The organism is Methylophaga sp. F-2 (assembly GCF_056859315.1).
This window is the reverse complement of record NZ_JBSXOF010000010.1, coordinates 18,706-38,716: the sequence shown is the minus strand read 5'-3', so window position 1 is coordinate 38,716 and position 20,011 is coordinate 18,706. Positions and strand designations below refer to the sequence as shown.

At 41.6% G+C, this 20,011-nt stretch carries 16 protein-coding genes, 1 tRNA gene and 2 riboswitches; of the genes, 7 read left to right on the top strand and 10 right to left on the bottom strand.

Translation table 11 applies throughout. From position 1 onward, the window contains the following. Positions 1-211: 211 nt before the first annotated feature. Positions 212-288: transfer RNA gene (locus AC13DA_RS01015), tRNA-Arg, on the bottom strand. A 12-nt stretch (positions 289-300) separates the two neighbouring features. After that, positions 301-432, bottom strand: a complete 132-nt coding sequence (locus tag AC13DA_RS01010; protein WP_284452319.1) for a hypothetical protein — start codon at positions 430-432, stop codon at positions 301-303. 132 nt (positions 433-564) lie between these two features. On the opposite strand from AC13DA_RS01010, the gene AC13DA_RS01005 reads away from it, so the two are divergent. Beyond that, positions 565-1,884, top strand: a complete 1,320-nt coding sequence (locus AC13DA_RS01005) for a methyl-accepting chemotaxis protein (protein WP_284452318.1) — start codon at positions 565-567, stop codon at positions 1,882-1,884. Between the two features lie 60 nt (positions 1,885-1,944). On the opposite strand, the gene AC13DA_RS01000 is transcribed toward AC13DA_RS01005, so the two are convergent. Next, positions 1,945-2,184, bottom strand: coding sequence for a winged helix-turn-helix domain-containing protein (locus AC13DA_RS01000; RefSeq protein WP_284452317.1), 240 nt, complete (start codon positions 2,182-2,184; stop codon positions 1,945-1,947). A gap of 93 nt (positions 2,185-2,277) precedes the next feature. Here AC13DA_RS01000 and AC13DA_RS00995 point away from each other — a divergent pair, with 93 nt between their 5' ends. Then, the gene (locus tag AC13DA_RS00995) at positions 2,278-3,504 is read left to right on the top strand and encodes a tyrosine-type recombinase/integrase (protein WP_482945779.1); all 1,227 of its coding nucleotides are present in this window, start codon (positions 2,278-2,280) and stop codon (positions 3,502-3,504) included. A 516-nt stretch (positions 3,505-4,020) separates the two neighbouring features. On the opposite strand, the gene AC13DA_RS00990 is transcribed toward AC13DA_RS00995, so the two are convergent. Continuing rightward, the gene (locus tag AC13DA_RS00990) at positions 4,021-4,959 is read right to left on the bottom strand and encodes a hypothetical protein (protein WP_284452207.1); all 939 of its coding nucleotides are present in this window, start codon (positions 4,957-4,959) and stop codon (positions 4,021-4,023) included. 752 nt (positions 4,960-5,711) lie between these two features. Between AC13DA_RS00990 and AC13DA_RS00985 the strand changes: the two genes are divergently transcribed. Continuing rightward, on the top strand, positions 5,712-6,125 hold the full coding sequence (locus AC13DA_RS00985; protein WP_284452206.1) for a hypothetical protein: 414 nt from the start codon (positions 5,712-5,714) through the stop codon (positions 6,123-6,125). Positions 6,126-6,453: 328 nt separating this feature from the next. Here the strand turns inward: AC13DA_RS00985 and AC13DA_RS00980 are convergent, their stop codons facing one another. Together AC13DA_RS00980 and AC13DA_RS00975 are read right to left on the bottom strand one after the other, a co-directional pair. After that, positions 6,454-6,948 (bottom strand): hypothetical protein, encoded by a 495-nt coding sequence (locus AC13DA_RS00980; protein WP_284452205.1) that lies wholly within the window; start codon positions 6,946-6,948, stop codon positions 6,454-6,456. 13 nt (positions 6,949-6,961) lie between these two features. Then, a riboswitch (cyclic di-GMP riboswitch) is annotated at positions 6,962-7,044 on the bottom strand. Between the two features lie 316 nt (positions 7,045-7,360). Next, positions 7,361-8,041, bottom strand: coding sequence for a hypothetical protein (locus AC13DA_RS00975; protein WP_284452204.1), 681 nt, complete (start codon positions 8,039-8,041; stop codon positions 7,361-7,363). A gap of 17 nt (positions 8,042-8,058) precedes the next feature. After that, positions 8,059-8,143: riboswitch (cyclic di-GMP riboswitch) on the bottom strand. Positions 8,144-8,561: 418 nt separating this feature from the next. Between AC13DA_RS00975 and AC13DA_RS00970 the strand changes: the two genes are divergently transcribed. Beyond that, the gene (locus tag AC13DA_RS00970; RefSeq protein ID WP_284452203.1) at positions 8,562-9,878 is read left to right on the top strand and encodes a methyl-accepting chemotaxis protein; all 1,317 of its coding nucleotides are present in this window, start codon (positions 8,562-8,564) and stop codon (positions 9,876-9,878) included. 76 nt (positions 9,879-9,954) lie between these two features. Here the strand turns inward: AC13DA_RS00970 and AC13DA_RS00965 are convergent, their stop codons facing one another. Then, on the bottom strand, positions 9,955-10,509 hold the full coding sequence (locus tag AC13DA_RS00965) for a TMEM165/GDT1 family protein (protein WP_007146872.1): 555 nt from the start codon (positions 10,507-10,509) through the stop codon (positions 9,955-9,957). Between the two features lie 335 nt (positions 10,510-10,844). On the opposite strand from AC13DA_RS00965, the gene alkB reads away from it, so the two are divergent. The 3 genes from alkB (at position 10,845) to AC13DA_RS00950 (ending at position 15,337) form a co-directional block, all read left to right on the top strand. Beyond that, positions 10,845-11,477: a DNA oxidative demethylase AlkB gene (gene alkB / locus AC13DA_RS00960; protein WP_284452202.1), complete on the top strand. Its 633-nt coding sequence runs from the start codon at positions 10,845-10,847 to the stop codon at positions 11,475-11,477. Positions 11,478-11,646: 169 nt separating this feature from the next. After that, positions 11,647-12,780, top strand: coding sequence for an HD domain-containing phosphohydrolase (locus AC13DA_RS00955; protein ID WP_284452201.1), 1,134 nt, complete (start codon positions 11,647-11,649; stop codon positions 12,778-12,780). After that, positions 12,764-15,337: an ATP-binding protein gene (locus AC13DA_RS00950; protein WP_284452200.1), complete on the top strand. Its 2,574-nt coding sequence runs from the start codon at positions 12,764-12,766 to the stop codon at positions 15,335-15,337. The genes AC13DA_RS00955 and AC13DA_RS00950 overlap by 17 nt, the downstream gene beginning before the upstream one ends. A gap of 6 nt (positions 15,338-15,343) precedes the next feature. Here AC13DA_RS00950 and AC13DA_RS00945 read toward each other — a convergent pair whose 3' ends face one another. The 3 genes from AC13DA_RS00945 to AC13DA_RS00935 form a co-directional block, all read right to left on the bottom strand. Next, positions 15,344-16,234: a crotonase/enoyl-CoA hydratase family protein gene (locus AC13DA_RS00945; protein WP_284452199.1), complete on the bottom strand. Its 891-nt coding sequence runs from the start codon at positions 16,232-16,234 to the stop codon at positions 15,344-15,346. 222 nt (positions 16,235-16,456) lie between these two features. After that, positions 16,457-18,850 carry an EAL domain-containing protein gene (locus tag AC13DA_RS00940; RefSeq protein WP_284452198.1) on the bottom strand — a complete coding sequence of 798 codons (2,394 nt, stop codon included), beginning with the start codon at positions 18,848-18,850 and terminating at the stop codon, positions 16,457-16,459. Between the two features lie 164 nt (positions 18,851-19,014). Further along, on the bottom strand, positions 19,015-19,959 hold the full coding sequence (locus AC13DA_RS00935) for a DUF523 and DUF1722 domain-containing protein (protein WP_284452197.1): 945 nt from the start codon (positions 19,957-19,959) through the stop codon (positions 19,015-19,017). Between the last annotated feature and the right edge of the window lie 52 nt (positions 19,960-20,011).

Here is a 20,011-nt window from a genome sequence, read left to right as displayed (position 1 = left end):
ATTTTGTTCTTCTATTTCGATTTACTAATGATGCCTGACATTAGCCAGACAGTTTTATCTGGTAAAAATGAGTCTGAAACCATAATGCTGAATCATCCATTATCACGTCAGTATCATTTTGTTAGTGTCCCAAAATTGTCCCAAATGGGCATTTTTAGGATCTGACGCTGAAACCAGATTAATGTAACTTATTGAAAAAATGAAGATTAATTGGCGTCCCCGGCAGGAGTCGAACCTGCGACCTTCCCCTTAGGAGGGGGACGCTCTATCCTGCTGAGCTACGGGGACATTGGTCAGGCATTATAACAGGCGTCCGGCAACACGACGAATGGGTGATAATTGCGGCTGCATGGACGGCGACTGATCGGCGCTTGAGTTGCCAATCAAGACATTCATAAATTTTCCTCTCAGCACACTAGTCTCTAAAACCATTTCCATCCGTGTAGCTCAAGCACTCATCTGCTAATTGCTGGTAACACTTCTTCTAAACATTACTGTATTGTGCACTATACGGTTGCCTGCAATGATGCTTCAGCCAATTACATCCTAAAGAGAGGGAAACCAATGTTTAGCAAGTGTAAAGCACTCAAAGAAGAACTCGCTAATTCACAAAAGCAACTTGATGAACTAAAAGATGTCATGCAGGCACTAGACAAGTCTGTTGCAATGATCGAGTTCACACCTGACGGGAAAATTTTGAGCGCGAATGCAATCTTTTGTGAAGTTGTCGGTTACAGCCCACAGGAACTAATACATCAGCATCATAGAACTTTATGTGATGCTGACTATGTTCTAAGTGCAGAGTATGAAGAGTTCTGGAACAAACTGGCTGCCGGCGAGACATTCAGCGGTCAATTTCAGCGCCGGCACAAAGATGGCTCGACTCTGTGGTTGGAAGCTACCTATTTCCCCGTCAAAAAAGCTGATGGCTCGCTGGAAAGAATACTAAAGACCGCTAATAACATCACTGAACGCGTTGAAGAGTCTCAAAATGCCAACAATCTCATCACAGCACTCAATCGCTCAACAGCAGTGATTGAGTTTAATATGGATGGTACGGTCAGAGGCGCAAATGATAACTTCCTCGAGCTGATGGGATATACCCTGGAAGAAGTTAAAGGTAAGCACCATCGTGTGTTTTGTGAAACAGCATACGCTGAAAGTGATGACTATCGAGAGTTCTGGGAGAAGCTTAATCAAGGTGAATTTTTCGAGAGTAGCTATCGCAGAGTGACGAAGACAGGGCAATTAGTCTGGCTTGGCGCCACTTATAACCCAGTCTTCGATGAGTCAGGACATCCTTATCGAGTCATAAAGTTTGCAACCGACATTACCGAGCAAGTCCAGAAAGCCCAGGATGAAAAAAAGGCTGCTCTAACAGCCTACGAAATCTCCCGTGACACACTCACACACTCCTCCGAGGGTGAAGAAGTCATCCTTGAAACAACAGAAAAAATGCAATCGTTATCAGAGCAGGTTAGAGATTCCTCAGCTCAACTTGGCAACCTTAACGAAGTCACAGAGCAAATCAGCTCTATCGTTAAAACTATCAGTGACATCGCAGAGCAGACAAATCTATTAGCCCTTAATGCAGCTATTGAAGCTGCTCGTGCAGGATCAGAGGGAAGAGGTTTCGCAGTCGTGGCAGATGAAGTGCGTAACCTAGCTCATAGGACACACACTGCAACCTCTGAAATCTCTGAAATGATCTCAAGAGTACAATCCAACACACAAGATGTTATTGGCAGTATGTCTGGGAGTCTGAAGGGAGTCGAGGAAGCAGTAACTCATGCAAATAGTGCTGGTACTTTAATAAAGAGCATCAGAACTGGTGCCGCGCAAGTGGTTGACGTTGTAGAGAGGATGACCCAGAAGCTCGCTTAAACGATTTGAGCTGTGCACATACCCAACTGTATAAGTTATTTATAAACCTGACGTTAGCTTTCAGTATGACTGCTTTGTGTGGTTATAAAGTGACGAGTTAGTGCGATTATAAAGCACCTTCTGTTTGCCGCTTGGCAGCATCTGTTCGCGTTCTTCTTCTGAGAGGGCAAAACGATCCGCGATGACGTCCATGCAACGGCGGATCACGATCTGGTCAGAATCTGCTGCAAGGTCGAGGATGACCGGCATTATCTGTTCGAAGGTTGGCATGGGCATTGAAAACACTCTTTGCTGATCCATTGAGAGCGTAAACCAAAGCTTGTTTCGATGCCATCCTTGGCAACCTACCTCGGCTTGCTAAACTGGCCTTAAAACCAGACCCAGAGCCGTTTGATGGACTACAAACAGAAGCTAACTCCCTCCCTTGCTACCCAGATGAGCAAGACGAAAACTGACAAGCATTACGAAGTCACTGACACTGTCATTTCCGGCTTCAAGCTCAAGCGCTACGTCTCCGGCACAATGACTTTCAGCCTGATGTACACCGCCCCAGATGGTCGTCGCTTGCGTTACACAATGGGCCAGTATCCTGCTCTGTCCGTTCCGGCCGCTCGTAAGATGGCTGAGAAGCTGTATGCCGAAGTGAAGCTCGGCAAAGACATCCAGCGTGAGAAACAAGCCGCCCGGGAAATGAAACCAGTGCCAAAGCTCGGTGACTTCATCAACGACACGTACCTGCCTTGGTTCACTGCCCACCATAAAGCACCAAAAGCCAAACTGCCGTTCAATCAGTTCAAACACCTGTTCAACAAGCGCCTCGACAAAGTCACGGCGTGGGACATCGAAAGCTGGCGGTCGAAGCGACACAAAGAAGGTCTGAGCGCTTCAACGTCAAACCGTTACATCGGCACATTGAAAGCCATGTTCAACCGTGCTGTTGAGTGGGAAATTATTGAGCAGAATACCATCACGAAGGTCAAGAAACAGAAGTCAGACAGCCGCGCTATCATCCGGTATCTATCACCCGATGAAGAAGAGCGTCTGAGAGCTTCCCTGAGATCGCGTGATCGTCGTTTAGCGAAATCTAACCCTTTCTATGCTGGTGGCTGTTTTACGCGCTTAGAAGCGATCCTGGGCGGTTTCCAAGACCACGTTCACCCGATGGTCTTACTGTTGATGAATACCGGCATGCGTCGAGGTGAAATGTTCAACCTTCGCTGGCAGGATGTCGATTTCTTTAATAAACGAATCACGATTGTCGGCAACACGTCCAAGACCGGACAGACTCGTTATATCCCTCTGAATGAAGAAGCATTTAACGTTCTGAGCATATGGCAACGTCAAACTAAGCGTTATTCCGGACTCGTTTTTGTCGGGAAAAACGGTAAGCGTTTCACCAACATCGATAAAGCGTGGAAAGTGCTTCTTCGTGATGCCAAAATTAACGATTTCCGACTCCACGATTTACGTCATCATTTCGCAAGCCGACTGGTTTCAGCCGGTGTTGATTTGAACAGCGTCCGTGAGCTGTTGGGTCATACCGATATTAAGATGACTCTCCGGTATGCTCATCTTGCTCCAGCACATCTATCTGAGGCTGTTGCAGTACTAAATAAGTAAAACATCCATATGATCATTTAAAGCGTCTAAATACTTATAACCTACCCTGATTAGGGTCAACGCTAGAAAGTCGATTAGAACGACATAGAAACCCTCGCAAGACACATCTAACATTATGATGTTGTCTACCCCGCATTCGCGCCGCCGCAATTTTATTCTCTAACGCGAGCAATACATGTCTCCCCCCTCGCGCACGCGTATTGGTTATCAAACCTTTGAAGATGAACGGGGTATATTACTCTCCCCCCTCGCGCACGCGTATTGGTTATATAGTTATTTATTTAATTACTACGGGGTTAGTATTACTGTAGTGTTAACACTTTTACCCGCACTCATTATGTATATGAAAGATAAAGAAAAACCTGCGGTAATAACTTTCGGTTTTTCTATTCTCTACGGTCAACCCTGTTACGCTTTATTGCTCATTCTGGAGAGACCATAACGGCTTCTTACGAAGCCGTCGGACAGTATTGTTTTTGGCTACAGTCTTAATAACTTTAGACTACTAAAACACCCCTAACCATTAACCTCACAGCCTAAATGTACAAACTGGCTGTTAGCTCTCCGCAACGCATTTTTTAACGCTTGAAGCTTAGCTTTATAACTACTGGCGGTAATGGAGCTTCCGGTTATTTTTTTGTATGTCTCATACATAACGGTTTTTGAGTCACTGCGTGATATTTGAGTGCTCATCCATTGATCTAATCTATCGGGAATGACATCTAGCAGTTTCTTACCCATTCTTGGATTACGACTAGCGGCAAGTTTAAGATCCTTTTCAACCTCACTTCGCAGCATGACTACTCTTCGAAACTCTTCCGATAATCTCGGCAGTTTGTATGAAATTAACTCTTTCTGAATCTCTTCGTTAAGGTTTAGAGCAACAAGTCCTGTATTCGTATCAGTTTCTTGTTTTACAAGCTTATACGCCAAATCAAAGTCAAATTTGTCTTTGTTGAACAGCTCCAGATAAATAGGGCTGGTATCCAATGAATATTGCTCATTGATTCTTTTCGAGTGTAACCATTCCAAATCGATAACCCGTAAGTCCAACGGATCTAACAATCTTGATTGAATATTATCGGCCTGAATTGTCACATTATTTCGCCATGCTGGAGCAATACCCAACTCGGTATATTTCATGTTTATTGCTATAGCAGCGAGTCTTAGAGTGATTGGCTTTCTCCGACCGGACTCTTTAAGTTCAGAAAGCATCATCAGAACTCTCTGTAATGGAGCTGGCTTCTGACATGCATCTGCCATAGATAAAAATTTATGGGGTGTAGGAATGATAGCCTCTTCCCCCATGTGCTGAGCGGTGGACTGAGAATAAAGGTTATACGGTGAAGTGTCTTTCGATGTCCCTTTTGAACGCTTTTCTGTTAGCAAGTGCGGAAGTCGAAAACTCGCTTGAACGACTAGAGGGTCGGTATTTTCGTGTGTCTGTGTTTGCATGTGAGCTCCATTAATCGTTTATTTGGAGCTTACTTATATATACATTATTTTTTGGCAATGTTTAGGCAGATTTTCAGAATCAGTCAAAAATGAATCCAACCAATTGTATTTGTTTATGTTTATTGATGCTTGGTGGTTGTATGGATTTTGAGTCTAAACGTAATGATTGCGCAAAATTTCTAACTCATATTTCATCTCGATCTATCGATTCCAACTAGATGGAGTCTAAAATAAGTATAGTCCTAGAAATAATGTAGATAGCTGAAGACCATACCTTCAATAAAAACCGCCTCCCAAAAAAACAGCCTTATAGAGGAGAGTATTTCAACAGTACTTCGGTCAATATGACATTCCGACAGTTCATGAAAGTGTTAGCAGGCCTAACTTTGAGATAGTTCGCATATCCCCACTTGAACTGACTTTTTACCTACATCAAGGAAAACCTTCGTTTTGACATCAACGTGAGATCAACGTGGAATCAATAGAAAATGCAGTTTTTTTGATGTACGTATACACCCCTGCACCAAATAACCCCAAGCCAACCGGAGTGGACATCTCAAGTATGAATTTAGTCATCGATTGTTTGCTTATTGCTAGCCATGTTCATGATAATAGGGTTATCTGAACTGTTGAAAAAAATCAGTTAGGGACAAAACGATATGATCGTCAGTCAGTTTATGGCGAACGGTGAAATGAGAAACCCGCTCATACCCACTATGTTGGAACAAATGCACTTGGAGGCGAGAAAGTAAATGGGGGCTCTTGGTTATGAACAGGCATTTCGCCGTTACAAAGCAAAACTGAAAAATGTAAATTGGTCTGTCTGTGCCGAAACACCTGAAGGTGAGCTCGTCATAAGCTGCTGGCAGCATCGTCTGAAGATGCCCGAACGAAATGGAAAGTGGGTATACACAGATTACTTATCGAGATGGTCAGGAAACGGTAATAGTGAATTGGCGGAAAAGCTCGTCAAAGCCTTTCGAGATACTCAACCTATCAAATTGATTATTGCTGTTCCGAAAAACGGTGACGAAATAAAGAAGGTTGAAAGCGGTATCGATGGCAGCAAGATCAAAAAAGATTTCTTTGTTCGACCAGAAGTGATGGGACAGATTATAGAGTTTGATGGTGAGAACTTTGTCATTGAGTTCCAAAAATCAGTTTGAATAAGCCGGAAGTTAACCGGCGCTAATGTCACAAACTCAATAAAATCATGGGATTGCCTTGCGGTAGAAGGCAACATCGATATTGCTCTGGAGGATTTAGGAGGGGGACGCTCTATCCTGCTGAGCTACGGGGACATTGGGCAGGCATTATAACAGCGATAAGCCTGAAGCCTAAAACTCAATATTGTTTCTGAGTCATCATCACTAAAACGCGATACGCCACTGGTCAAATTAGTCTGGATTATGTGTTTTAGCTCAACGTGATTTTAAACAGACAAAAAAGCCGTCACTCTATGACGGCTTTAAACGTTTGAAATACTGAAATTAATTAGACAGCTAGTTTTGCTTTACGGCGTAAGCCCATAAAACCCAGTAGTGCAGGTGCAAACAGCAAGACAGCTGGTGGTAAAGGAACCGCAGAAACTTCGAAAGAAGTAAAGCGAACTTCACCCAGGATGTTAGTATTTATCGATTGTCCTCTGTCATCCCAAGTTATGTAAGCTAAATCGTCTGCTCCAACCCAGCTTATGCCATTAGCCAACCAAGTTTGTGTGCTAATGACAATATCGCCAGTATCAAACAGGTCAGATAATGTGTATGAGTTATAAGCAGAGCTCCAGTTAAATACGGAAAACTCTCCGAAAGACAATACGCCGTCGTTATTCAGATCTTCTCCCACAAAATTCCCAGAAAACGTAAATTCACCACCGTCATAAGTCGGCCATCCTGCATCAAAATTAGCTTTAACAACAGTCGCAGCAGAAGCTGTCAGAGATAACGTCAATAAACCCAGGCTTAATAGCATCCACACTATTTTTTTCATAAAAATCTCCATTTCATGCAGCCCAGCCCTGATGCCACTAATGCACAGCTGTAGGTTTTCCGTCCCTGACTCACATCAGGTTTGGCGATAATATGTTGAACAAAATTAATAAATTAAAGTTAACTTGCTATGGCGAGTAACAGATGAACACTTATATTCTGTTGTTAACAGGTTACTTAAATTGAATTAGAAAAAAAATCATCCTTAAGTATGATTTTTTTAAAAATTGACTTTAAATTCATAGTAAAAATTGAGTCAAAAAAATGTTCAAAGAGAATATTAACTCACGTCAACATATCTCTAATTAAGTTCAGATTAAGTAAGACTATGTGGAGTTAGGCAAGATATGTTCGATAACCAGCTTGTCATGGCCGGACAATCAGGGACAAAAAAGCCAGTATATATTGATTGATTATGCAGCTTGTTTGGCTTTACGGCGAAGTCCCATAAAACCAAGCAAAGCCGGAGCAAACATAAATGCAGCCGCTGGAATAGGCACTTCCGACACAGGCGCGATGCCTGCGGCACCTACGGTGAAGCCATGCCAGCCTTCACTTGTATGAGTAAAACTGAACGAGTCAAATAACCCTTCAAGAATAATCACTCCATGTAGCTCGGCAAAATTAGAGGTAGTAAATCCAGTACCGTCAGAATACAGGGTGGGTGATCCCGAACCGTACTTCCCTAAACCAGTACTATCAAATTTAATTTTTGTATCACCAAAATCAACATTATTTGCGTTCCAGCTGACAAGGGCAATGTAAGGATTCAGCACTGTTTCTGAAAATTTTATTTCTACTGTACCATCGGTACTCAAACCGATAATTTCACGTGATGATGGAAGATTGCTAACCGTCCCCTTGGTGTAGGCATTACCCCACCAATTATCTGTCGCTCCCGATTCTATGAAATAAGCATCAGAACTTGAGCTAAAACCAACACTGACATTGTCACTACCAAACGCCATGGTTCCAGATGCAGTTTTTTGACTTGTTTTTGTCCAGTCTGTCCAGCCAATATTTGCAGCATGAGCCGATATCGTTAACATCGATGCTGACAGAGCAAGGGTTGTTGCAAAAAATTTTTTATACATGTCCCATATCCCAATAATTTTGCAACCCAGCCCTGTCAAGACTTCAATATACAGCTGTAGGCTTTCCGTCCCTGACTCACATCAGGTTTGGCGTTAATGTGTTGAACACGATGAAATAATAATATAACTATTTAATTTCGCAACAGGTAACCACCAACAATCAGTTGCGCACTATTAACTCGCCTTAATTAATTAAAAATTACATTGTACTTTGGTACTAATTTATTAAAAAAAGACATTCCATTTTTCCTCAACACAATGCTTATAGAGGAAAATTCGATACGTTTTCAGCATAAGTGAAAAATAACTTAATCCTCACTCGGAAGAACACAATTTACCCATATCCACCCACCGTGTTTGAAATGCAAAAGTCAGTACCCCCCATTAAGATCATTAACTTACCAGTAACGTGATAGACATCATGCTTTCGTATAAAAGCAGTTAACTTTTACTTTTCACTGCCGATATAAGATGCATACAATTAAATTGCACACTATTTGCAAAGAGGCGAAAAAAAGACATGTTTGGTAAAACAAAGCAGTTAATCACCGAGAATGCGGTATTAAAAAACGAACTCACTCCCTTGCTGGAGATTTTCACCGCAATGCAGTCATCACTCGCCATTATTGAGTTCACACCTGAAGGTATCATCACTGCAGTAAACGACAATTTTTCTCGGGTAACAGGTTATTCCTCTTCTGAACTGATAGGACAGCATCATCAACTGTTATGCGATAAATCCGAAGTTGAATCTTCCCGATATAAAGATTTTTGGAAGCATCTAAAGAACGGTGAGTATTTTTCAGGGGAAGTATTACGCAAGCATAAAAACGGCCATGATATATGGCTGGAAGCCAATTATTTCCCAATAAAAAATGGTGAAGGCCGTGTCGTTAAAATTTTTAAGATTGCTAACGATGTGACCGAACGTGTAGAACATTCTCGTAGTAATGATAGTTTGCTATCTGCAATCGATCGTTCAATGGCTATCATAGAGTTTGATATGGGAGGTCGTGTCACCAATGCCAATCAAAATTTTCTGAGCCTTATGGGATATAAGCTTGATGAAGTGAAAGGACAGCACCATAGAATTTTTTGTGACTCAGACTATGTAAAAAGTCCTGAATATGCCAAGTTCTGGGAACAATTGAATGAGGGACGTTTTATTGCAGACAATTTTAAACGGATAAATAAATATCAATCTGCTGTTTGGTTGGAAGCCACCTATAACCCTATATTCGATAGTAATGGCAAGCCCTATCGAGTCATTAAATTTGCCACTGACATTACTGAAAAAGTTCGCCGTTCCGAGGAAGAAAAAGCGGCCGCTAACACAGCCTATACAATATCACTGGAGACAGAAAAGTTATCCTCGACAGGTGAAGATATTATTTTTAAAACCATTGATAAACTTGAAGAATTGAAACAACAATTCAGTCATTCATCAACCGAGTTGGAACAGCTAGGTGTAGAAACCGCACAAATATCATTTATCGTTAAAACGATCAGCGATATCACTGAACAAACAAACTTACTCGCCTTAAATGCCGCAATAGAAGCTGCAAGAGCGGGTGATAGTGGGCGTGGTTTTGCTGTTGTGGCTGATGAAGTTCGCTCACTGGCGACACGGACCTCACAATCAACGGCCGAAATAGCGAGCATGATTAATAAAATCCAGTCTAAAAGTGATTCCGTCATAAAAAGTATGTCCGGAAGCATGTCGGGTGTCGAATCAGGCGTTGAGTTTGCTAATACCGCAGGGAATACCATCAGCCAAATCAGAAGCGGTGCAAAAAAAGTCGTGGAAGTGGTAGAAAATTTATCGAATCTTCACTAACACTATTAGTGATAAACCATCGAGCCGCACACAGGTGTGTGGCTCGATAATATTTATTGTGCCCTTGTCACAGGGTTTACCATGGAATAATGGTTAAACCAACAATAACAAATACTAGGGAAGCAGCCCATCTAGCCACATTCAAAGGGATCACTTTCAACATGGCTTCTCCTGCGTATACTACTGGAACATTGGCTAATAACATGCCAATTGTCGTGCCCAGTGTCACCATAAAAATATTTTGGTAGGTTGCAGCAAGCGCAATAGTAGCGACTTGCGTTTTATCACCAATCTCAGCAATGAAAAATAACACGGTGGTAACGACAAACGCCCCGTATCTAGCATATTTAATCGCATCATCATCTTCCTTGTCTGGTATCAATAACCAAGCGGCCATCGCAATAAAACTCAAGCCCAGTATCCACTGACCTGTTGGACCAAGAATAAATTGTCCAAGCCAGGTGCCCAGCCAGGCAGATGCAGCATGATTGAGGAGTGTAGCAACAAGGATTCCAGCCACGATGGCTGATTTATGGCTAAAACGTGCAGCTAGCATTAAAGATAAAAGCTGGGTTTTATCACCAATTTCCGCTAGCGAAACCGTGAGAACAGAAGTAAAGAAAGCATCCATTAAATAAACTCCGGCGGGATAACAATACCAAGACAAACAACGATCTCCCGCCAAGAGGAATCATTATTTGTCTTAGGTCTTGTCAATACCAGCAAGCTGGTACGAAACTGCCATGGACCTTGAGGGTCCAATTATGTTGACAGCTTCAAACACCGGTAGGTGAGTAGACTACTCCCCCAAGACGATGACAATATTGTAGCTGTTATCTAACTATTTGCCTATGGTTAATCTGCATTTTTTATTGGCGGCTTTTATCCAATGAGCGCATTATCCAATCGCAGGTAACAACACTCATCAACTTAATTAATCTGCTATAAACGTATACTGAAAATACAATGTCTGACATGGTTATCAAACTTGCAGAGCAAAGCTACCTTCTTAAAGGAGTAGCAAAACAGATTGCAGAAAACTTGCTCACTGAAATAAATCAGATAAGCGCACTCTCCCCTTTTCGACAAATGTCGACTAAGCGCGGATATTATGTAGGAGCAAAAATGACCAATTGTGGTGACTTAGGCTGGGTAAGTGATAACAAGGGATACCGTTATACAGCTATTGACCCACTGACAAATATGCCGTGGCCATCCATGCCTGAGTTATTTGAATCGCTGGCAGAAGAAAATGCCTCATTGGTAGATTTTCAACATTTCCAGCCTAATGCTTGTCTTATCAATCAGTACACTCCCGGTGTCGGTATGGGCTTGCACCAGGATAAGGACGAAAAAGACTTCACTCAGCCTATTGTTTCCGTCTCTCTCGGCGTACCGGCCATATTTCAATTTGGTGGTAATAATCGCAATGAAAAACCTAATTACCATTTACTTGAGCATGGTGATATCGTCATCTGGGGAGGGGTTGACCGTTTACGCTTTCATGGTATAAAGCCGATCAAACTCGCTCATCATCCTCTAACCGGTCAATTTAGATATAACCTGACATTTCGCAATACAGGGACGACTATCGACTAGACTAAAAAAAACGTTATACGCATAATGATTAGATTTAGAGTCTGAAAGCCAAGTTTAATTGAGGCATTTTGATACTTTTAACTAGCAGCCTACAGGTTTCGTAAGCTGTCTTTAGTGGCTTTATTGCAGGATGCGCGGTCAGAAGTGCCACATAATCAGGTAAACCATCTTGATTCGCGAAGACAAACTAATCACTCAGAGTCCCTATGCAAAAGCCAGGAGGCAAAGCATTCTGAAAAAATCAAAACACGTATTGATCATTGATGACCAATCTACAGGGCGCACAATTCTAGAACGCATTATTCAACAAATTGCTGACAATATTGTTGTTACATCGTTAAGTAGTCCGGGAGAAGGTCTAATATGGCTTAACGATAATGAGCCGGATCTCATCGTCACCGACTATCGTATGCCGAATATGAATGGTGTGGAATTTATTCAAAAAATTCGCGTCATGCCTCATTGTCAGACTGTACCTATTGTGATGATCACTGTTGTTAGTGAAAAATCTGTTCGCTACGATGCTCTTGAAGCAGGTACTACCGCATTCCTAACCCGACCAATAGACCAGATTGAATGCCGAACCACTTGCCGAAATCTACTTCAAATGCAGGAACAGCACCTGATTATTCAAGACCGTGCAGACTGGCTGGCAAGGCAAGTTGAGATTGCCACAAAGAAAGTGGTCGATCGCGAAAAAGAAACCTTATTACGATTAGCTCGCGCTGGCGAATATCGAGATGAAGGCACAGGAAATCATGTTATTCGTATGGCGAAGTATGCACGCGTGATTGCTGAGTCGCTTAATACTTTCAGTCAGAGAGAGTGTGAGGAATTAGAATATACCGCTCCCATGCATGATATTGGGAAAATTGGTATTCCTGACGGTATATTGCTTAAAGCAGGCCCGCTAAATGAACATGAGTGGGGAATCATGCAAACCCATACGACTATTGGACATGCCATTTTATCGGATAGCCAGTCTCGCTACATGCAAACGGGCGCTATCATCGCCTTGAATCATCACGAACGCTTCGATGGAAAAGGTTATCCGAATGGCTTAAAGGGTGATGAAATCCCCCTCATCGCACGTGTTGTTGCTGTAGCCGATGTATTTGATGCCCTTGTCTCTGAAAGACCATACAAAGTGGCATGGCCATTTCAAGACGCCATTGACTATATAAGAAAACAATCTGGCAGCCATTTTGACCCTGAATGTGTTGAAGCGTTTATCGAAAGTCTCGATAAGATAAAAGCAATTCAGGCTGAGTATGCGGATGAACCTAATGAACGATTCAGATAACGCCAAGCCCAAACGTAAACACCGTTTTTTAGCTCGCTTAGAACACTTTCGTTCCATCCTAAATAACACCGGTGACAGTGAGCCTGAGCAAGCCATCAAAGTACGCTTAACTATTGGTCTTGGTATTCTTTTCTATTTCGCCTTGCCATGGAATGATGGAGAGCAGCTACAAGATACGTTGCTTTCTCATCCCACCTTAGTCACTTTAATTTATTATGCTGGTGCTATGGCCATTGCCATAGCGATATTGCGCCATCCTCATCCCTCTCCTTTCAGACGCTTTGCCGGTATCCTCTTAGATCTGGGCTCTTTGTCGATTCTGATGTTTTATTCAGGCGATGAGAGTGTGTTTCTGTTTATTCTCTATCTCTGGGTAATTTTGGGTAATGGCTTCCGCTATGGCACTCGATATCTTTATCTTTCACTTTGCGTGGGATTGATTGGCTTTAGTATCGCGGTGGTTTACGGTCCTTATTGGCAGGATCTCCAGCACAAACCCATTGGGTTTAGCTTACTGTTGTTATTGCTGGTCATCCCTGTCTACTCGGCATTTTTAATCAATAAGCTGCATGTCGCTATAAAAACGGCAAAACTTGCCAATGAAGCTAAAAGCCGTTTTCTAGCGAATATGTCTCATGAATTAAGGACACCTCTAAACGGTGTAATTGGCATTGCAGACTTGCTAGGTGAAACCAAGCTAAGCCCACAACAGTACGAATTCGTTAATATCATGCGTAATTCAGCGCAGACCTTATCGGGTCTAATTGAAAATGTGCTGGATATTTCAAAAATCGAAGCTGGCAAGATACATATTGCTAAAGAGAGTTTTGATTTACATTCTTTGATTAATAACATTATCGAATTACAGGCCGTAATGGGTGAATCTAAGGACCTCCGCGTCAGTTATCATATCGACTCAAATATTGATTATCGACTGATAGGAGATCCACAACATTTACGTCAAGTTCTAATTAATCTATTGGGAAATGCCATTAAATTTACGGACTCTGGTTCGGTAAAATTACTGTTAGAAAAATTAGCGACTGATACAATAAGTCAAAAAATAACGATACGGTTCGAAGTACGTGATACTGGCATCGGCATAGCTGAAGAATATCTGGATAAGATATTTGATAACTTCACGCAAGCCAATATGTCAAACACGTCGAAATACCAGGGTACAGGGCTCGGAACCACGATCTCTAAACAGCTCGTAGAACTCATGGGAGGAGAGATAGGTGTAAAAAGTGAACTCGGCAGAGGAACAACGTTCTGGTTTGAACTGCCTTTTGACACCCACTCTGAATATGAATTGGAATTAAACGAACATAAAGTACTCGTTCTCGCTACAGAAAAAATTACTTCATCTTTATGCCAAAGCTTTGACACATGGAATTTGGAATATCAATGTGTACAGTCTTCAGCTCAGGCAATGTCAGCCTTGATGACCGCAGCAGAAAATGAACAACCTTTTTCTACTTTAGTCATCGATAGTGATTGTATGGCTGGAATCAGCCCCGTTCAATATGCACAACTTTTAACTCAAGAAGACAGTCTTCAACATTTGTCGTTAGTGTTAGTCAATCATAATGAAGATGTGCTTCAGGACGAAGAGCTTAATCAGTTTTATCGTTCTTCAGTAAAAGATGTGTTGGATAAAAGAGCTTTATTTAATGCGCTGCATTCAGCTGAGTCTACATTCTATAACGCTGATAAGGTGGTTAAGCTCAATGAATACTATCAATCCGAAGCTAACTCCCAGACTCAATTAACTATTCTTATCGCAGAAGATAATGTTGTTAATCAGCGGGTATTATCAGGCATCTTGAGTCAAATAGGACACAAGCTTATCTTAGCCAATACCGGTGAAGAAGCGATGAGTCTTATCAGCGAGCATTACGACGAGATTGATTTAATGCTACTGGATATGAATATGCCCGGTTATTCTGGAATTGATATCATCAAAGCAACTCAATTCATGGACACATCAAGAAAAATACCGTCCATAATCCTTACCGCTGATGCCACACCTGAAGCTAGACAAAACAGCATTGACGCCGGTGCTGATATTTTTCTGACAAAACCTATCAATTCAAAAGCACTATTGTCAGAGATAGCAAGTTTCACAAAACAATCAAAACAAAAGCAGTCATCGCCTCCGTTCAGTGAGAGTATTTCAACACCAGACAATGAACAATTACTCGATTACCGCCTCATCTCCGAATTAGAACAACTTGGCGGAGGTGAACAATTTATCAATAGCCTCGTCAGTGGCTTTGAGTACGATGGCCGCAAGCACATTGATATTATCAACAGTGCCGTCTTCGATGACTATTATCAATATCGTGAAAGTTTACATGCCCTTAAGGGCTCTTCCACTGAAATTGGCGCCATCAAACTTGCCGGGTTAACACGTCAGGCTGAACAGATAAAACCCGATCAAATCAACAGTCACGAGCTCAAACAAATCGCCCGAGATATCAGTCAGGTATTTAATGACTCATTAGTTGCCCTCAAAAAAACCATTACCGACCATAGTTATGAAACTAAACATTAGCTGATGCTAAGACATCTGTTTTACTGGATTGACGATTTTACTGGATTGACGATGGACTAGACGTTGCATCATACGCAAATCACGAGGTTGCAATTTCAATGCTGACTCAGCCCAAATTTTAGTGATCGTCAATAATTCGTCATAACTAACCGCACTACAGGCATCTTTAACCTGTCTCATAGCCCGATGGCTATTCGCATTTTTGTTCGATTTTTCAATATAACGATAAACTTCCCATTCGCCTTGTCCAGGCTCAGCGAGAATATCGACAACGCCCATCTCGTAAAGCTCTTCAGCAGAATATAACTTACCGGCCAGAATCATTTTTTCTGCTTTTGATGCGCCAATTTTTCTTGATAAAAGTGAGAATGCACCCATACCAGGGAATAAATTAAATAAGACCTCGGGAAGCCCGAGTTTGGCGCCCTTTTCAGCAATCAATACATTACTTGATAGCGCCGACTCGAAGCCCCCTCCCAGTGCATCACCTTTGACTAAAGCGATAGTGGTCAGATCGCTATCGAGATGGGACATATTGGCATATAAAACGTCAATGCAGCTCACTGCATACGCCAGCAAACCATCGGCATCTTGCTGCTCAATAAGATTTGCAAACAGCCCGAGATCACCTCCCAAATTAAAGATGCCATCAACATCTGAGGCTAGCACCAGGTAATCGTATTTTTGCCCCTGAGATAATCGCATGTCTTGTTTAACACTCGAAAAATAGCTAGCAATTTCACTCAGTAAGGTCGGTGTAAAACAAGGTCTGGGCTCTCCATGCATACGAAACCAGCCTGTACGATATTTTTTATCATAATGTGTAGATAGTTGTGAAAACTGATTTTGCTCCTGTTGTAATTGAGCGGCGTCATCCATTTTTGCCAGGGCATTCATACATCATCTCCTATACAGACTTAATTACCAAAAAAGTAAAACATGCTGGATAGTTAAGCTTTTGCAGGAACCATGCCCAAACAACAAGATAGCAATAAAATATATTTTTACATAATTATCAATAACTTAAATTAAACATAAAGCGATAACAATCGATTATGTAACTGTCAATTATCTGACTAGAAACATCACGCGCAACTCTCTTGCTAGAGTCTTATCAAATTATGCTACAGGCTCAATGGTTTGAGTATGATGAAGAATGCCATCAATAGGTTCAGGTTTTCCTAGATGATATCCCTGACCATAATCAACGCCAATGGCTTTTAACTTTTGCCAGATTTTTTCATCTTCAACAAATTCAGCAATAGTTACCAATCCCATAACATGACCAATATCATTAATCGATTTAACCATTTCATAATCAAGTGGGTCGATGTGCATATCTTTCACAAACATTCCATCAATTTTAATACTTTGTACGGGTAAATTTTTCAGATAGGCAAACGATGACAAGCCACTACCAAAGTCATCCAAAGAGAATTTGCAGCCTAACTCCAATAAGCTTTTAATGAAGTAGTGAGCTTGTTTCAAATTACCAATAGCGGCGGTTTCAGTAATTTCAAACTTAATCATTTCCCGACGAAAAGACGCTGAGGATAATTTTGTCTTGATAAAGTCCAACATATCCTCATTACTTAGGCTCGTACCTGAAAGGTTAATAGCTAAGTATTTTAAATGGGGTACGGAAGTGTAATGTTGCTCCAACCATTCAAATACATGGCTTACAACCCATTTATCAATTCGTTCAGACAAATTGTAACGCTCTGCCGAGGAGAGAAATGCGCCCGGTGGGAATAATCGACCCGCTCTGTTTCTCAGTCGGACGAGTACTTCATACATGTCCAGTGAGCCTGTTGCCGTGCTAACAATAGGTTGTGCATACAACTCGAATCTATTTTCGGTCAATGCATCCTTTATCTCATTGACCCATTTAAACTCTCCCTTCTGAATGGTTAACTGCTGATCTTGTTCCTGATAAATGTAAACGCGGTTTCTGCCAGAATTTTTGGCCGCATAGCATGCACTGTCGGCCTGTTTAAGCGCCTCAGTTCTATCTCGAGTGTGGGAGGTCACCATCGTGACACCAATACTGACACCGACAGTAAAAACTTGAGACTCCCAGATAAACTGGAATTGCGATATCAATTCTTTAATTTCATTTGCAATAAACTCGGCTTTTTCCAGCTCACAATCTTCCACAAGAATCGCAAACTCATCACCGCCAAGTCTTGCTAACGTGTCGCTTTTTCGTGTGGAATTACCGAGTAACGAGCCTAACTGCCGAAGCAGTTCATCTCCTGCAATATGACCACAGGTATCGTTAATGACTTTAAATTGGTCCAAATCAAGGAAACATAAGGCATGTTCAGTTCCTATTCGCTGAGCATCATTCACCAGCATCGACAATCGTCGCTCAAATTCAGTACGATTAATCAAACCAGTCAAATCATCATGTGTTGCTTGAAATGACAATTTCTTCGCTAATTTTCTTGACTCGGTGATATCCTCATAAATAGCGACATAGTGACTAATCTGTTGTTTGTCATCATAAACTGCTGCGAGATAAAGCTTAACCCAGTAGAGACTGCCATCTTTCCGGCGGTTTTCGATTTCTCCTGACCATTGCCCATCAGAAGCAACCTGATGCCAGATTTCGTCAAAAAATGCTGAGACCATTTTGTTCGATTTGTAGCTCTCGAGTCTCTGCCCAATCATATCGGTGGCAGAATAACCTGATACCTGTTCGCATTTTTTGTTGACATACTCAATCGTACCCTTTGCATCCATAATCAGAATAGAATTTGGACTTGACTCTACGGCCCGAGATAACTTGAGCATGTGCGCCTGACTGGCTTGTAATTTTTCATTACTCAGTTGTAACGCTTTGGTTCGCTCTTCAATAAGCTCTTCGCGTTTTATCATTTCATCATTAAGTTGATCTACTAAATACTGATTTTTCTTTTGCAGGTTCAAGCTTCTGATCAGATTGTGGTTCGCCCGCTTCGCCATAGAAAACATCAAGGCATAAAAAGCAATAAAACCAAACATTAGGATGTAAACCAATTTATCCGCTGACGTAGTCTCGATCTGATAAATTGACATACTGGTAAGTAATACTAATTGGGGAAGGGTGTACGCCAGAAAAGTAGCGAAATAAGCACTTAGTACAGGCACAGCAGCAGCTATCACAGTGCTGATTAGAATATAGAATAAGGTATTGATTTGAACATCGTCGATAATGACATAAAAAATACTTGCCAACCCCCAAACGATCCCAACACACCCCGTCAGAAAGGTATAGAGAATAATCCATTTTTTTGGCGTAAAACCAAAAATATCATTATGTTTTTTATATAGAAACAGAACTATCAGCCGTATTGAAGACAATAGGCAAATAGTAAGACTCCAGCTAAATAATAGTATTGAGTGGGACTGGACATGATCAAAAAACACGATAAAAACCAGTATGGAGACGCCCATTACTGTGAGATTAGAAAACAACACTTCGTCGTATAAGCGATCAGCTTGTTTTCTTAGTATAACTTGATCATCCATATCTAGCTTATCTATCCGTAACGTTATGAATACATGAGAATATCATTGATTAGAATCTCATTACTAACCCCATGTCACCGGAATAAACTAAGCAGCAGAAGTTTTTGCTAAATTCGCCATCACTAAACGGAACTCACCCTCATCATAATTCATCATTAATAACGTCAAATAGCATTCCTTAAGCTTAAATCATCTGGATAAGGCTGCAAGTATGCCTGTTTGTTTATGTATGGATCTGGATGATTGTTAAAATGATGCCGTAACAGTGTCACAGGCACTATCAAAGGAATTTGCGCAGTTCTGTATTGTTCAATTATCGTCGCCAGCTCTTGTTTTTCAGAGCTCGAAATTTTTTTCTTCAAGTACCCCTGTAAATGCATCAATACATTTGTGTGGGTTTTTCTTGATGCTAATGTTTTCAGTGTCGTCATTAACTCTGCAAAATAACGCTCACCCAATGCATCTGGTTCATGATTACCCGCATCCGCTAACATACGCCCCAACTCGGCATACTTCGATGGAGAATGTGCCATCAAGGTATATTTGTAACGGACATGGAAATCTAAAATGGCTTTTACCGTTAAGCCTTGCTTTTTGAGCTGAAGCCAGTTCGCATAAGCAAAAACACGCGTTACAAAGTTCTCTCTTAGTAAAGGCTCACATAATCGCCCCGACTCTTCCACCGGTAATAAAGGATGTAAATTGGTAAACGCTTTGGCATACAAGCCTCGTCCAGGAGTAGCTGAAGGATAACCATTTTCCTGATAAACCTTTACCCTGAACAAACCACAGCTCGGTGAGTTTTTCATAAAGATATATCCACACAAGTCTTGATGTTCTGCTGCTTTTTTTTCTCCAAAAGCCGTCAGTGCATGACTGTAATTTAACGCCTCATCATGAACGGCAACCGCATCCGGGCTCTCAGGGTTACCCACCAAACGTATTGGTTTGCGTGGAATAGTCATGCCTACTCCCACCTCTGGACACTCAGGTACAAAATCAAAATAACGCGATAAACTCTCTGTAGCCAGACGCAAATGTTTATGCGTACCGTCATAACGTACTTCATGACCTAGCAAACAACTACTGATGCCGACTTTAATTTTCATCTCTTCACGTCCATCTCATCTTGTGTAAATTATATTAGCATTGGGATTACTA

Bases quoted from the DNA above. Each gene is read 5' to 3' on its own strand.
- AC13DA_RS01010 (WP_284452319.1), bottom strand. From the start codon at position 432: ATGGTTTTAGAGACTAGTGTGCTGAGAGGAAAATTTATGAATGTCTTG.
- AC13DA_RS01005 (WP_284452318.1), top strand. From the start codon at position 565: ATGTTTAGCAAGTGTAAAGCACTCAAAGAAGAACTCGCTAATTCACAA.
- AC13DA_RS01000 (WP_284452317.1), bottom strand. From the start codon at position 2,184: ATGGATCAGCAAAGAGTGTTTTCAATGCCCATGCCAACCTTCGAACAG.
- AC13DA_RS00995 (WP_482945779.1), top strand. From the start codon at position 2,278: ATGGACTACAAACAGAAGCTAACTCCCTCCCTTGCTACCCAGATGAGC.
- AC13DA_RS00990 (WP_284452207.1), bottom strand. From the start codon at position 4,959: ATGCAAACACAGACACACGAAAATACCGACCCTCTAGTCGTTCAAGCG.
- AC13DA_RS00985 (WP_284452206.1), top strand. From the start codon at position 5,712: ATGGGGGCTCTTGGTTATGAACAGGCATTTCGCCGTTACAAAGCAAAA.
- AC13DA_RS00980 (WP_284452205.1), bottom strand. From the start codon at position 6,948: ATGAAAAAAATAGTGTGGATGCTATTAAGCCTGGGTTTATTGACGTTA.
- AC13DA_RS00975 (WP_284452204.1), bottom strand. From the start codon at position 8,041: ATGTATAAAAAATTTTTTGCAACAACCCTTGCTCTGTCAGCATCGATG.
- AC13DA_RS00970 (WP_284452203.1), top strand. From the start codon at position 8,562: ATGTTTGGTAAAACAAAGCAGTTAATCACCGAGAATGCGGTATTAAAA.
- AC13DA_RS00965 (WP_007146872.1), bottom strand. From the start codon at position 10,509: ATGGATGCTTTCTTTACTTCTGTTCTCACGGTTTCGCTAGCGGAAATT.
- alkB (WP_284452202.1), top strand. From the start codon at position 10,845: ATGTCTGACATGGTTATCAAACTTGCAGAGCAAAGCTACCTTCTTAAA.
- AC13DA_RS00950 (WP_284452200.1), top strand. From the start codon at position 12,764: ATGAACGATTCAGATAACGCCAAGCCCAAACGTAAACACCGTTTTTTA.
- AC13DA_RS00945 (WP_284452199.1), bottom strand. From the start codon at position 16,234: ATGAATGCCCTGGCAAAAATGGATGACGCCGCTCAATTACAACAGGAG.
- AC13DA_RS00940 (WP_284452198.1), bottom strand. From the start codon at position 18,850: ATGGATGATCAAGTTATACTAAGAAAACAAGCTGATCGCTTATACGAC.
- AC13DA_RS00935 (WP_284452197.1), bottom strand. From the start codon at position 19,959: ATGAAAATTAAAGTCGGCATCAGTAGTTGTTTGCTAGGTCATGAAGTA.